The following is a 12,452-nucleotide window of genomic DNA, read 5'->3' as shown; positions in this document are numbered from 1 at the left end:
ATCGCGGTCTCAGGAGGCGACGTCCTTCCACGGGTCGTGCTCGGCGAGGATCCGGTCGACGCGGGCCTGGTCGAGGCGGGAGACGACGTACTGGTTCTCCTGGGCGTCGCGGACGCACTTGGCGAGGGAGAAAGACGAGGTGACGAGGAAGAGGGTCCCGAGGGCGAGGAACGCCTTGGGCCACGGCTCGTAGGGGAGGTAGTAGATCGCGATCAGCATCGTCATCAGCGAGATCGCGAAGGCGGCGGCCGACTGGGCGTAGAAGGCGGTGGTGGTCTTGGTGGCGGGAGTGGGCTTGTCCATGCCCCGAGTCTCGGCGGGCGGCGTCCCCACGGGCATCGGTACGGATACTCAGTTCCTGCGAGACTGCGACCCGTGAGCTCTCCCGCCGCGGTCGCCGTCGAGGACCGGCTGTTCCAGGCGCTGGCGGTGCTGCGGGGCGTCGTCCTCGTGAACGCGGTCGCGGTGACGATCTGGCGGCGCGACGACTTCGACCGGCCGGGCCTGGTCGTCGCGGCGGTGCTCGTGATGACCTTGTGGACCGGCGTCGCCACCTGGGCGTACGCCGAGCACCGGCGCCGCACGCTCCCGCTGCTGGTCGCCGACCTGGCATTGGCGGCGGGGCTGCTGCTCCTGACGCCGGCGGTGCAGGCCGACGACGTGACCGCCAGCCTCCCGGGCTTCTGGGTGATGGGGGCGCTGTTCGCGTGGGCGATCCACTACCGCTGGGTCGGCGGCCTCGTGGCCGGCGCCCTGCTCGCGGGCGCCGACCTGGTCCGCCAGGACGTCGACTGGTCCGACTACGACAACGCGTTCCTGCTGGTGCTGGGCGGCACGGTGGTCGGTTTCATGTGCGGGTCGCTCGAGCGGATGGCCGCCGAGCGTGAGGTGGCCGAGCGCGCCGCGGCGGTGGCCGAGGAGCGCACCCGGCTGGCGCGCGCGGTGCACGACGGCGTGCTCCAGGTGCTCGCGCTGGTGCAGCGTCGCGGCGGCGACCTGGGGCCGCTGGCCGGCGAGCAGGAGCGCCGGCTGCGGGCGCTGATCCGCGCGCAGGACACCGTGGCCCCCGTGGCCGAGGGAGCCGTCGACCTGGTCGCGGAGCTGACCGCACTCGAGCGCCGCGCCGGCGTCACCGTGTCGACCCCGGCCACGCCGGTCGAGATGCCCGCCGCCACGGCGCGCGAGCTGGCCGCCGTGGCGGGTGCGTGCCTGGACAACGTCCGCGCGCACGTCGGTGACGCCGCGCCGGCGTGGGTGCTGCTGCAGGCGTTCCCGGACCGGGTGGAGCTCACCGTGCGCGACGACGGCCCGGGCATCGCGGCCGGCCGGCTCGAGGAGGCGGCGGCCGAGGGGCGGCTCGGGGTCGCGGAGTCCATCCAGGGCCGGATCGCCGACCTCGGCGGCACCGCCGAGCTGACCACCGGCTCCCTCGGGACCGAGTGGGAGTTCGTCGTACCCCGGGTGACCTAGGGTCGTGGCCGTGAGCCTGCGCGTGATGGTCGTCGACGACCACCCGATGTGGCGAGACGCCGTCGAGCGCGACCTGGCAGCCGCCGGGCACGAGGTGGTCGGCGTCGCCGCCAACGGGCGCGAGGCGCTGGCCCGGTTCCCCGCCGCGCGGCCGCAGGTCGTGGTGCTCGACCTGCAGATCCCCGAGCCGGACGGCGTCCAGGTGACCGCCGAGATGGTGGCGAAGGACCCCTCGGTGCGGGTGCTGATCCTGTCGGCGTCGGGCGAGCAGGCCGACGTCCTGGCGGCGGTGAAGGCGGGCGCGACCGGCTACCTGGTGAAGTCCGCGTCACGCGAGGAGCTGCTCGACGCCGTGCGCCGCACCGCCGACGGGGACCCGGTCTTCACCCCCGGCCTCGCCGGGCTGGTGCTCGGCGAGTTCCAGCGGATCTCCGAGGAGCCCGAGCCGGCCCGCCCGGAGACCGGCCTGACCGAGCGCGAGACCGAGATCTTGAAGATGGTCGCGAAGGGCCTGTCGTACAAGCAGATCGCCGAGCGCCTGGTGCTGTCGCACCGCACCGTGCAGAACCACGTGCAGAACACGCTGCGCAAGCTGCAGATGCACAACCGGGTCGAGCTGACCCGCTACGCGATCGAGCTGGGACTGGACGAGGACTGACGGTCGATGGCCAGCCTCAGACGGCCTCGGCGATGCGCTGCCAGGTCTGCCCGTCCCACCACCAGTGGCCGTCGGCGCTGACCAGTGGCGCGCCGCCCTCGACCGGGTCGGCGTGGAAGTGCGGGACCAGGCCGAGGAACGGCTGGTCCGTCCATGAGTCGCTCATGATGATCTCCCCCCGTGACGGCGGTGTCGCCGTCGATCTCTGCCAGGGTGTTCCTCATCGGCAGGGAGACGCAGCGGGTTGAGGAAACCTTGCGGCTCCCCCGGCGGGGCGGCTACTTCAGGAGGCCGTCCGCGACCACTTCGAGCAGTGGCCGCACGGCCGTGACGTCGAGGTCGCTCTGGTCGGCGACGGTCGCGATGCCGCCGACGAGGCGGCACACCTGGATCGTGTCGACCTGCTCGCGCAGCGCGCCGTCCTCGCGCAGCCGGTCGATGAGGCGCGCGTTGGCGTTCGCCAGCACCTGGCACTTGGTCATGATCGGGGACTCAGGGTCGCCCATCGCGGAGGTGATCTTCGCGGGACCGCCCTTGTGCTGGCTGATCAGCTCGACGTACCGCTCGAACCAGTTGAGCAGCACGTCCCGGTCGTCGCCCTCGTAGGCGAGCGCCTTGTCGGCGGTGTCGGTGACCTTGTCGACCCACGACTGGAGGATCGCGTCGATGAGGTTCTCGCGCTTCGGGAAGTGCCGGTAGAGCGTGCCGGGGCCGACGCCGGCGCGCTTGGCGACCAGGTCGAGCGAGGCGTCGTACCCGTGCTCGCGGAACACCTCGCGCGCCACCTCGACGATGCGGTCGTAGTTGCGCTGCGCGTCGGCTCGCACGGAAGTCACCTCGACAAAAGACTTGCTAACCGGAGACAGTCTCCGTATTGTTCATGAGGAAGCGGAGTCATCCTCCGGATCTACTGTACCTCGGCCCGTCGGGCCAGAACAGGACCTCACCCCATGTCCCTGAACGTCTCCCCCACCCGGGAGCTTCCCAGCGAGCTCCCGCCGAACGCCGGCCGCGCAGCCGCCGGCATCGCGATCGTCCTGGTCGCGCAGCTGATGATCGTTCTCGACGCCACCGTCGTGAACGTCGCCCTGCCCCACATCGACGCCGACCTGGGCTTCGGCCCGGCGTCGCTGTCGTGGGTCCTCAACGCCTACACGCTCGCCTTCGGCGGCCTGCTGCTCCTCGGCGGCCGGCTCGGCGACGTCTTCGGCCGGCTCAAGGTCTTCGAGATCGGCCTGGCCGTCTTCACCGTGGGCTCCGCGCTCGGCGGCCTGGCCCAGACGCCCGGCCAGCTAGTCGCCGCCCGCACCTTCCAGGGCGTCGGCGCCGCGCTGGCCGCCCCGAGCGTGCTGGCGCTGCTCACCACGAGCGCTCCCGACGCGGCCGCTCGGAACCGGGCGCTCGCCCTGTTCGGCGCCGTCTCGTCCGGTGGCGCCTCGATCGGCCTCATCCTCGGCGGGCTGCTGACCGACGTCGGCTCCTGGCGCTGGACGCTGTTCATCAACGTGCCGATCGGCCTCGCCGTGATCCTGCTCGCCCCGCGCTTCGTCACCGAGACGCCCCGTCGTACCGGCCGCTTCGACGTCGTCGGCGCGCTGGCCGCCACCGGCGGCGCGGTGGCGCTCGTCTGGACGCTGATCAACACCCCCGAGCACGGCTGGCTCACGGCCCGCACGGTCGCCGGCTTCGCGGTCGGTCTCGCCCTGCTCGCCCTGCTCGCCCGCACCGAGCAGCGGCACCCGCACCCGCTGGTGCAGCCGAAGCTGGTCCGCGACCGCAGCCGGGTCGGCGCGCTCACGGTGATGGCCCTGCTCATGGGCGCGAACCTGTCGATGTTCTTCCTGGTCGTGCAGTACGTCCAGGGCGTGCTCGGCTTCGGCCCGCTGCTCGCCGGCATCGCGTTCCTGCCGTTCAGCCTCACGATCTTCGCCACGTCGCGGATCACGCCGGCCCTGCTCGGCCGGTTCGGCCCGCGGCGGATGATGCTAGTCGGCGGCGTGGCGCTGACGGTCGCCTACGCCTGGCTCAGCACGATCGGCACCGACGACACCTACCTCGCGGCGGTGTTCGGGCCGATGGCGCTGGCCGGGGTCGCCTCCGCGCTGCTCTTCATGCCGGTCACCGTCATCACGCTGTCCGGCGTCGAGCCGGAGCACGCCGGGTCCGCGTCGGGCCTGCTGCAGACCACGCAGCAGCTCGGTGGCGCGGTCGGCGTGGCCGTGATCGTCTCGGTGTACGCCGCCGGCGCGGTGCCCGGCGAGATCGTGCCCGGGATGTCCGCCGCGTTCCTCACCTCCGCGACGCTCGCCGCACTGGCGCTGGCCGTGACCGCCCTGCTGGTCCGCGTCGGCCGGCCGGAGTCCGCGACGCAGGCACCGTCGGAGGAGCTCGTCGAGGCCGTGGCCGCCGAGGCCGCCTGACCTCGCACACCCCACCCCACCCATCCGCGGACGGGCGAGCCGCCTCGGCAGTTCGCCCGTTCGCTGTTACTGGTGTGACTTCTGAGGTTATGGTAGGCGCGGCCCTTCCTACTTCCCCAGGAGTCCCGCCATGCCCCGCCCGGTTCCTCGGACCGTCCAGACCGCGCTGCGCCGCGCGTTCGCCGCGACCGCCAGCGGCGCCCTGCTCGTCGGCCTGCTGGCGGCCGTGACCGCCAACGGCCCCGCGGACGCCGAGCCCGCCGCCCGATCGAAGGTCCCGGTGACGCCCAGCGGCATCGTCACGCCCGGCGACTTCGTCGGCTACGGGTTCGACCAGTGCCACACACCCGACCAGAAGTCGATGGACCGCTGGCTGCAGAGCTCGCCGTTCCTCGCGGTCGGCATCTACATCTCCGGCGACTCCCGCGCCTGCCGCGAGCAGCCCAACCTCACCGCGCGCTGGGTCTACCGCCAGCTCACCCGCGGCTGGCGGCTGCTGCCGATCACGCTGGGCCCGCAGGCCTCGTGCCAGCCGCGCTTCCCGCGCTACGGCGACGACGAGACGATCAACCCGCGGCCCGGCAAGAACGGGAAGTACGCCAAGGCCCGTGCGCAGGGCTCTGCCGAGGCGGCGAAGGCCGTCGCCGCGGCGACCGATCTCGGCATCGCGCTGGGCAGCACGCTCTGGTACGACCTCGAGGGCTTCGAGCTCGCGAACGTCCGCTGCCGCGAGTCCGCGCTGGCGTTCCTCTCCGCGTGGACCACCCAGCTGCACGAGCTCGGCTTCGTCTCCGGTGTGTACTCCAGCGCCGGCTCCGGCATCAAGATGCTCGACGACGCGCGGGTCAACCGGCCCAGCCAGGTGGTGCTGCCCGACATGATCTGGGTCGCCCGCTGGGACGGGAAGGCGAACACGTCCACGTCGTACCTCCGCGAGGACGGCTGGCGTCCCCACGCACGGGTCAAGCAGTACCAGGGCGGCCACGACGAGACGTGGGGCGGCGTCACCATCAACATCGACCGGAACTTCCTCGACGTCGGGCGCGGCATGTACGCCGAGCCCGAGGAGCACTGCGGAGGGGTCCGGGTCAGCTTCGGGACCTACGAGACGCTGCGGCCGCCGGCCGAGGACACCGTGCCGCCCGCGAACCGCGTGCTGGCGCTGCAGTGCCTGCTCACCGAGCAGGAGCTCTACCGCGGTCAGCTCAACGGCAAGTGGAACAAGGCCACCGCCAAGGCGATCCAGGCCTGGCAGACCAAGGTCGGGATGACACCCACCGAGGTGTGGCGACCCAAGCACTGGATGACGTTGCTGGCCGCAGGCGACCAGCCGGTGCTGAAGTTCGGCTCGACGGGGTCCGCCGTACGCCGGCTGCAGCGCACGCTGAACGCCGCGGGCGTCTCGACGCTGCCGGTCAGCGGCCGGTTCAAGGCCGAGACGGCCGCCGCGCTGCGCGACTGGCAGACCAAGGCCGGCGTCGAGGTGTCGGGCGTCGCGTCCCGGGAGTCCTGGAAGGCGCTGTCGGCCGGGACGTACTGACGCCTCGTGCCGGGACTCAGCTCCCGTCGTCGAGGATCTCGCCGAGCACACGCCGCGCCTCGGCGAAGTCCGCGGCGTCCTCGGGGTCCTCGGGGTCCTCGTAGGTGTACGAGCACGTGCTGAGCGTCTTCCAGAGCGCCCAGCCTCGCCCGCGCTCCCAGGACGCGTCGTCCACGCCCAACCGGTCGCGGAACGCCCGGCGCGCGTCGCCGGTCATGACGGTCCAGGCGACCGCCAGGTCGCACGCCGGGTCCCCGACGCCGCAGGTGCCGAAGTCGATCACGGCCGCGAGCCGACCGTCGCGCACCAGGAGGTTGCCGGGGGCGACGTCGCCGTGGAACCACCGCGCTGCTCCGTCCCAGGGCGTCGCGAGGGCCGCGTCCCACAGCTGGGCGGCCGCTCGGAGGTCCAGGCCGACGTCTGCGCCGGCCAGCTCGGCGAGTGCTCCCCGGGCGAGGCCGTCGTACGTCTGCAGCGGGCCGCCGCGGAACCAGTTGTGGACGCCGGGGCCGGGGCCGCCCGCGGTGTCGATCCGGCGCAGCGCGGCGAGGAAGTCGGCGAGGGCGACGGCGAACCCGATCGGATCGGTGACTGGGGCGTCCGAGACGGTCTGCCCGTCGAGCCATCGGTAGACCGACCAGCCGAACGGGTAGCCGGCGCCCGGCACGCCACGCGCCACGGGAACCGGCACCGGCAGCGGCAGCCGCGCGGCCAGGACCGGCAGCCACCGGTGCTCCTTCTCCACCGCCTCGGCGTACTCCACCGCGGACGGCATCCGCACCACCAGGTCGGCGCCGAGGTGGAAGGTCCAGTTGTCCCAGCCACCCCGGGCGACCGGCCTGACCGGGAGGTCGCCCCACGCAGGCAGCTGGTCGCGGACGAGCCGGCGCACCTGCTCCACGCCGACCGTCACGCGCTCCGGCAACGGGCCGAGGTCGAAGCCGGTCATCGAAGCAGACGGCCGACGCGGCCTAGGCCGGCGGCCCGACCAGCAGGGCGAGCCCGGTCAGCGCGGCGACCGCGACCACGCCGGTGACCGCACCGCGGGCGGGGTTGCGGATCAGCCAGGCGGCCGTGCGCTGCAGCGGGCCGGACGGGTCGGCGTCACGCAGCCGCCAGGTGTCGGCGATCGCACCGCGCCGCTCGGCGTACCAGTCGAAGAGCACCGTGAAGAACGGCGGCACCGCGGCGGCGAGCCCGAGCAGGGTGCGGCCGAACGACCACCGCTGGTCGACGGCGACGAGCACCGTGGTCACGCAGTAGGCCACGAACACGACGCCGTGCACCATGCCGAAGACCTGGACGCCGAGCTCGGTGGTCTCGGTGACGTACTTCAGGAACATGCCGGCGAGCAGCAGCGCCCACGTGATCGCCTCGGCGATCGCGACCCGGCGGAAGAACAGCCGGGGGCTCATGCGAACACGTGCGCGGCGAGGCTGGTGAAGAACCCGAGGCCGTCGGTGCCGGCGCCGGTCAGGTCCTCGACCGCGTGCTCGGGGTGCGGCATCAGGCCGACCACGTTGCCGCGCTCGTTGGTGATGCCGGCGATGTCGCGCAGCGAGCCGTTGGGGTTCACGTCGAGGTAGCGCGCGACGACCTGGCCCTCGCCCTCGAGCCGGTCGAGCGTCGCCTCGTCGGCGACGAAGCCGCCCTCGCCGTTCTTGAGGACGATCGTGATCTCGTCGCCCTCGGTGTACGCCGACGTCCACGGCGTCGTGGCGTTCTCGATGCGCAGCCGCTGGTCGCGGCACACGAACTTGCGGTGGTCGTTGCGGATCAGCGCGCCCGGGAGCAGGTGGGACTCGCAGAGGATCTGGAAGCCGTTGCAGATCCCCAGGACCGGCATGCCCGCGCCCGCTGCCTCGATCACCTCGGTCATCACCGGGGAGAAGCGAGAGATCGCTCCGCAGCGCAGGTAGTCGCCGTACGAGAAGCCACCCGGCAGGACGATCGCGTCGACGCCCTTGAGGTCGTGGTCGCCGTGCCAGAGCGGCACCGCCTCGTTGCCGCCGATCTCGACCGCGCGCAGCGCGTCGACGTCGTCGAGCGAGCCGGGGAAGGTGACGACGCCGACCTTCACTGCTCCACCCGGACCGCGTAGTTCTCGATGACGGGGTTGGAGAGAAGCGTCTCCGCCATCTTCTCGACCTCGGCCAGCACGTCGGCGGTCACCTCGTCGGCGAACTCGAGCTCGAAGCGCTTGCCCTGTCGGACGTCGGTGACGCCGGCGAAACCCAGGCGCGGCAGGGCTCCCAGCACCGCCTTGCCCTGCGGGTCGAGGATCTCGGGCTTGGGCATGACGTCTACGACTACGCGAGGCACGCGCTCAGTCTAGGTGTCTGGGGCAGACTGTTCGGCATGAGCCTGCCCACAGGAATGCCGGGGGCGAACCCCCTCCGCCTCGAGTTCCCCCAGTCGCTCGCGGTGTACGACGACTACGCAGCCGCCCAGAAGACCGTGGACTTCCTCGCGGACAAGGAGTTCCCCGTCCAGAACCTCCTGATCGTCGGCACCGACCTCAAGCGGATCGAGCGGATCACGGGCCGGCTCAGCTGGGGACGGGTCGCCGTCGGCGGCATCCTGTCCGGCGTCTGGCTGGGCCTCTTCGTCGGCCTGATCTTCTCGTTCTTCGTCGACGAGGACGTGCTGGCGATGATCCTGTCGACCGTGCTGCTCGGCGCGGTGTTCGGCCTGGTGTGGGCGCTGATCGGCTATGCGTTCACCCGCGGCCAGCGTGACTTCTCGTCGGTCAGCCAGGTGGTGGCGACGAAGTACGAGGTGCTGGTCGAGCACAAGGTCGCGGCCCAGGCCCGCGAGCTCCTCACCCAGCTGCCCGGCGCGCTGCCGAACGCCTTCGAGTAGTCGCGGTCCTCCGATGACTTCGGCGGGCCGGTCGGGTCTGATGTGACATGACGTTCACGACAGCGACCCTCACCGTCTCCGTCGACGGGTTCGTGGCGGGGCCCGACCAGACGCTCGAGAACCCGCTCGGCCGCGGCGGCGAGGAGCTCCATCGCTGGATGTTCAACGACCCGGCGCACGAGGTCGACGCGCGGTGGCAGGACAAGATCCTGCGGCCCGGCGTCGCCTACGTGATGGGCCGCAACATGTTCGGCCCGGTGCGCGGCCCGTGGGACTCGTGGGCCGAGGAGTGGCGCGGCTGGTGGGGCGAGGATCCGCCGTACCACGCCCCGGTGTTCGTGCTGACCCACCACGAGCACGAGCCGATCGAGATGGCCGGCGGCACGACGTTCCACTTCGTCACGACCGGCTTCGCCGACGCGCTGCGGCTGGCCCGGGAGGCGGCGGACGGCGACGTCGACATCGCCGGCGGCGCTTCCGCCGTACGGCAGGCGATCGCGGCCGGGGAGCTCGACGAGCTGACCCTGGCGTACTCCCCGATCGCGCTCGGCTCCGGCGAGCGGCTGTTCGACGGCACGATCACGCCGACGCTCGAGATCGTCGAGGGCGAGCAGTCAGCGCTGGCGACGCACGTGCGCTACCGGATCGTGCGCTGAGTCAGCTGAGCTCGCGCTTGAGGATCTTCCCGGTGGAGGTCATCGGCAGCGAGTCCACGAACGCGATGATCCGCGGGTACTTGTAGCCCGCCATCTGCTCCTTGCCCCACGCGACCAGCTCGTCCTCGGTGATCTCCGCGCCCTCGTTGCGGATCACGAACGCCTTGATCTCCTCGCCGTGGCTCTCGTGGGGTACGCCGATGACCGCGGCCAGCGAGACCGCCGGGTGGGTCATGAGGACCTCCTCGACCTCGCGCGGGTACACGTTGTAGCCGCCGCGGATGATCATGTCCTTGGACCGGTCGACGATGTAGTACCAGCCGTCCTCGTCGCGGCGGCCGAGGTCGCCGGAGCGGAACCACCCGTCGCGGATCGCCTCGGCGGTCGCCTCGGGCCGGTTGTAGTAGCCCTTCATGATGTTGTGGCCCTTGATCGCGATCTCGCCGATCGCGTCCGGGTCGGAGTTGTCGGCGTTGACCTCGTTCCACTCAGGATCGATGAGCTTCATCTCCACGCCGGGGATCGGCGTGCCGATGGAGCCAACCCGCACGGGCGCGCCGTACTTGGAGAACGACGCGACCGGGGACGTCTCGGAGAGCCCGTAGCCCTCGAGGATCGTGACGCCGAACTTCTTCTCGAAGTCCTTGTGCACCTCGACCGGGAGCGCGGAGCCACCGGCGGCCGCGACCCGCATCTTCTCGGCGATGCCCGTGACGTCGGTGGTGCCGTCGAGCGCGCCGAGCAGGCCCCAGTACATCGTCGGGACGCCGGCGAAGAACGTGACGCCCTCCTTCTGCATGAGCTCGAGCGCGGCGTGCGCCTCGAACCGCGGCAGCATCACGACCGTGCCGCCGTACGCGAACGCGCCGTTCTGGATCACGGTCTGGCCGAAGGAGTGGAACAGCGGCAGCACGCACAGGTAGGTGTCGGGCCGGTCGGCGTCGGCACCGAAGAGCGCCGCGCCGCTGCAGGCGTTGTCGCGCATGTTGCGGTGGCGCAGCTCGGCGCCCTTGGGCTGGCCGGTCGTGCCGGAGGTGTAGAGGATCACCGCGGTGTCGTCCTCGTCGGTGGCGACGGAGGTGAACTCCGCCGGCTGCCCGCCCATCGCCTGCGCCATCGTCTCGGTCCCTTCGATCGGGGACGGCGCAGCGAGGTCGGCGGTGATGACGAAGAAGTGCTCGCACCCGTCCGTGGCCGCGAAGCCCTCGTGCCCGGCCTGGCCCATCGGCAGCTCGGGCGTGCCCTCGAAGCAGAAGTAGGCCTTCGCGTCCGAGTCGTCGAGGTGGTAGGCGACCTCACGGCCCTTGAGCAGCACGTTGAGCGGGACGACGGTCGCGCCGGCCTTGAGGATGCCGAAGTAGACGATCGTGAAGTACGGCAGGTTCGGGCAGGTCAGCGCGACCTTGTCGCCGGGCTTGATGCCCCGCGCGACGAGCAGGTTGGCGACCATGTTGGCGAAGGTGTCGACCTCTGCGTACGACAGGCGGCGCTCGCCGAAGACGATCGCGGTCCGGTCGGAGTGGTTCGTCGCACTGTCCTCGAGGAGCGTCGCCAGGTTGTAGGTCGTCATGCCGCCAATCTAGCGGCGGCGTGGCGGAGGTCACTGCGGACGGCCCAGAGGGCCGGCCGACGCAGCAGCGGGTTGATCTCGAACGTGGCCGTGACGTCGCACCCCGTCGGCGTGGCCGCGAACTCGAGGGTCAGGGTGGCGGTGACGCGCCACCAGGTCCCGCGCTCGGTCCAGCGTCGGGGCCGGTCGAGCTCGGTGGTCTCCATGCGGGGCCGCAGCCCGGGCTTGGTGACGTCGGTCCAGGTCTGGCCGACCCGTGGCTCGCCGTCGACGTCCTCGACGCGGGCCAGGCTGGACTGCCAGTCCGCGCGGTTGTGCGGGTCCGCGAGGTAGTCGAAGGCGACCTCGCAGGACACCGGGAACGCGACGGTTACCACCGCTCTCCCGTCAGCAGCTCGTAGGCCTCGATGTAGCGGCTGCGGGTGCGCTCCACGACCTCGGCCGGGAGCGGCGGCGGCGCCTGGCCGGACGCGCGGTCCCAGCCGGACTCGGACGAGAGCGCCCAGTTGCGCACGATCTGCTTGTCGTACGACGGCTGGGTGCGCCCGGGCTGCCACTCGGCGGCGGGCCAGAAGCGCGACGAGTCCGGGGTGAGCACCTCGTCGCCGAGGACGGTCGTGCCGTCGGGCCGGGCGCCGAACTCGAGCTTGGTGTCGGCCAGGATGATGCCGCGCTCACGGGCGACCGCCTCCGCGCGGCCGTAGACCTGCAGGGTCAGGTCGCGCAGCTCCGCCGCCCGGTCGGCGCCGATGGCGGCCGCCACGGCGGCGTACGACACGTTCTCGTCGTGGTCGCCGACCTCGGCCTTGGTGGCCGGGGTGAAGATGGCCTCCGGCAGCCGGCTGCCGTCCTCGAGCCCCGCCGGCAGCGCGATGCCGCAGACCTCGCCGGACGCGCGGTAGTCGAGCAGGCCGGTGCCGGTGAGGTAGCCACGCGCCACGCACTCGACGGGGTACATCGCGAGCCGCTCGCAGACGACCGCGCGGCCCTTGACCTCGTCGGGGACGTCGGTGGAGATCACGTGGTTGGGCACCAGGTCGGCGAGCTGGTCGAACCACCACAGCGACATCCGGGTCAGGATCTCGCCCTTGTCCGGGATCGTGGTGTCGAGCACGAAGTCGAAGATCGAGATGCGGTCGCTGGCGACCATCAGCAGGTCGCCGCTCGGCAGCTCGTAGAGGTCGCGCACCTTCCCGGAGTGCAGGTGGGCGGCCCCCTCGATGGCGGGCGCGGTCGGGATGTTGAGGTCGGCCACATGCCAACTCTAGGGGTGGCC

At 71.8% G+C, this 12,452-nt stretch carries 16 protein-coding genes; 6 read left to right on the top strand and 10 right to left on the bottom strand.

All coding sequences use genetic code 11. The features are described from left to right. Window positions 1-9 precede the first annotated feature (9 nt). A complete protein-coding gene (locus ABD875_RS13780; RefSeq protein ID WP_345177816.1) occupies window positions 10-303 on the bottom strand; it encodes a YiaA/YiaB family inner membrane protein in 294 nt (97 codons plus the stop codon). Between the two features lie 72 nt (window positions 304-375). Between ABD875_RS13780 and macS the strand changes: the two genes are divergently transcribed. Both macS and ABD875_RS13770 read left to right on the top strand, forming a co-directional pair. After that, window positions 376-1,470, top strand: coding sequence for a MacS family sensor histidine kinase (gene macS, locus ABD875_RS13775; protein ID WP_345177814.1), 1,095 nt, complete (start codon window positions 376-378; stop codon window positions 1,468-1,470). Between the two features lie 10 nt (window positions 1,471-1,480). After that, entirely contained in the window at window positions 1,481-2,128 is a 648-nt protein-coding gene (locus ABD875_RS13770) for a response regulator (protein ID WP_425576194.1), read from the top strand. Between the two features lie 16 nt (window positions 2,129-2,144). On the opposite strand, the gene ABD875_RS13765 is transcribed toward ABD875_RS13770, so the two are convergent. After that, on the bottom strand, window positions 2,145-2,294 hold the full coding sequence (locus tag ABD875_RS13765) for a hypothetical protein (RefSeq protein WP_345177812.1): 150 nt from the start codon (window positions 2,292-2,294) through the stop codon (window positions 2,145-2,147). A 112-nt stretch (window positions 2,295-2,406) separates the two neighbouring features. Next, entirely contained in the window at window positions 2,407-2,955 is a 549-nt protein-coding gene (locus ABD875_RS13760; RefSeq protein WP_345177809.1) for a TetR/AcrR family transcriptional regulator, read from the bottom strand. 123 nt (window positions 2,956-3,078) lie between these two features. On the opposite strand from ABD875_RS13760, the gene ABD875_RS13755 reads away from it, so the two are divergent. Both ABD875_RS13755 and ABD875_RS13750 read left to right on the top strand, forming a co-directional pair. After that, complete coding sequence (locus tag ABD875_RS13755) at window positions 3,079-4,548, top strand: MFS transporter (RefSeq protein WP_345177807.1); 1,470 nt, start codon at window positions 3,079-3,081, stop codon at window positions 4,546-4,548. A gap of 130 nt (window positions 4,549-4,678) precedes the next feature. After that, complete coding sequence (locus ABD875_RS13750; RefSeq protein ID WP_345177805.1) at window positions 4,679-6,088, top strand: glycoside hydrolase domain-containing protein; 1,410 nt, start codon at window positions 4,679-4,681, stop codon at window positions 6,086-6,088. 16 nt (window positions 6,089-6,104) lie between these two features. Here ABD875_RS13750 and ABD875_RS13745 read toward each other — a convergent pair whose 3' ends face one another. The 4 genes from ABD875_RS13745 to purS are packed head-to-tail and all read right to left on the bottom strand — an operon-like array spanning window position 6,105 to window position 8,410. Then, window positions 6,105-7,037: an aminoglycoside phosphotransferase family protein gene (locus ABD875_RS13745; RefSeq protein ID WP_345177802.1), complete on the bottom strand. Its 933-nt coding sequence runs from the start codon at window positions 7,035-7,037 to the stop codon at window positions 6,105-6,107. Between the two features lie 22 nt (window positions 7,038-7,059). Beyond that, a complete protein-coding gene (locus ABD875_RS13740; protein WP_345177798.1) occupies window positions 7,060-7,503 on the bottom strand; it encodes a DUF3817 domain-containing protein in 444 nt (147 codons plus the stop codon). Then, window positions 7,500-8,168, bottom strand: a complete 669-nt coding sequence (gene purQ, locus ABD875_RS13735; protein WP_345177795.1) for a phosphoribosylformylglycinamidine synthase subunit PurQ — start codon at window positions 8,166-8,168, stop codon at window positions 7,500-7,502. The genes ABD875_RS13740 and purQ overlap by 4 nt, the downstream gene beginning before the upstream one ends. Further along, on the bottom strand, window positions 8,165-8,410 hold the full coding sequence (purS, locus tag ABD875_RS13730; protein ID WP_345177792.1) for a phosphoribosylformylglycinamidine synthase subunit PurS: 246 nt from the start codon (window positions 8,408-8,410) through the stop codon (window positions 8,165-8,167). The genes purQ and purS overlap by 4 nt, the downstream gene beginning before the upstream one ends. 36 nt (window positions 8,411-8,446) lie before the next feature. Between purS and ABD875_RS13725 the strand changes: the two genes are divergently transcribed. Continuing rightward, the gene (locus ABD875_RS13725) at window positions 8,447-8,950 is read left to right on the top strand and encodes a YflT domain-containing protein (RefSeq protein ID WP_345177788.1); all 504 of its coding nucleotides are present in this window, start codon (window positions 8,447-8,449) and stop codon (window positions 8,948-8,950) included. A gap of 47 nt (window positions 8,951-8,997) precedes the next feature. Then, complete coding sequence (locus tag ABD875_RS13720; RefSeq protein ID WP_345177786.1) at window positions 8,998-9,606, top strand: dihydrofolate reductase family protein; 609 nt, start codon at window positions 8,998-9,000, stop codon at window positions 9,604-9,606. Between the two features lies 1 nt (window position 9,607). On the opposite strand, the gene ABD875_RS13715 is transcribed toward ABD875_RS13720, so the two are convergent. From ABD875_RS13715 to ABD875_RS13705, 3 genes are read right to left on the bottom strand one after another with little or no spacing between them, the layout of a single operon-like run. Continuing rightward, window positions 9,608-11,176 (bottom strand): long-chain-fatty-acid--CoA ligase, encoded by a 1,569-nt coding sequence (locus ABD875_RS13715; RefSeq protein WP_345177782.1) that lies wholly within the window; start codon window positions 11,174-11,176, stop codon window positions 9,608-9,610. Next, window positions 11,173-11,553, bottom strand: a complete 381-nt coding sequence (locus ABD875_RS13710) for an SRPBCC family protein (RefSeq protein WP_345177779.1) — start codon at window positions 11,551-11,553, stop codon at window positions 11,173-11,175. Before ABD875_RS13710 ends, ABD875_RS13715 begins: the two co-directional genes overlap by 4 nt. After that, window positions 11,547-12,431 carry a phosphoribosylaminoimidazolesuccinocarboxamide synthase gene (locus tag ABD875_RS13705; RefSeq protein WP_345177776.1) on the bottom strand — a complete coding sequence of 295 codons (885 nt, stop codon included), beginning with the start codon at window positions 12,429-12,431 and terminating at the stop codon, window positions 11,547-11,549. The genes ABD875_RS13710 and ABD875_RS13705 overlap by 7 nt, the downstream gene beginning before the upstream one ends. Between the last annotated feature and the right edge of the window lie 21 nt (window positions 12,432-12,452).

Source organism: Nocardioides caricicola, from assembly GCF_039541135.1.
GTDB classification, from domain to species: Bacteria; Actinomycetota; Actinomycetes; order Propionibacteriales; family Nocardioidaceae; genus Nocardioides; species Nocardioides caricicola.
Note: the sequence above shows the minus strand (reverse complement) of the source record. Positions and strands in the feature narration are given on the sequence as shown.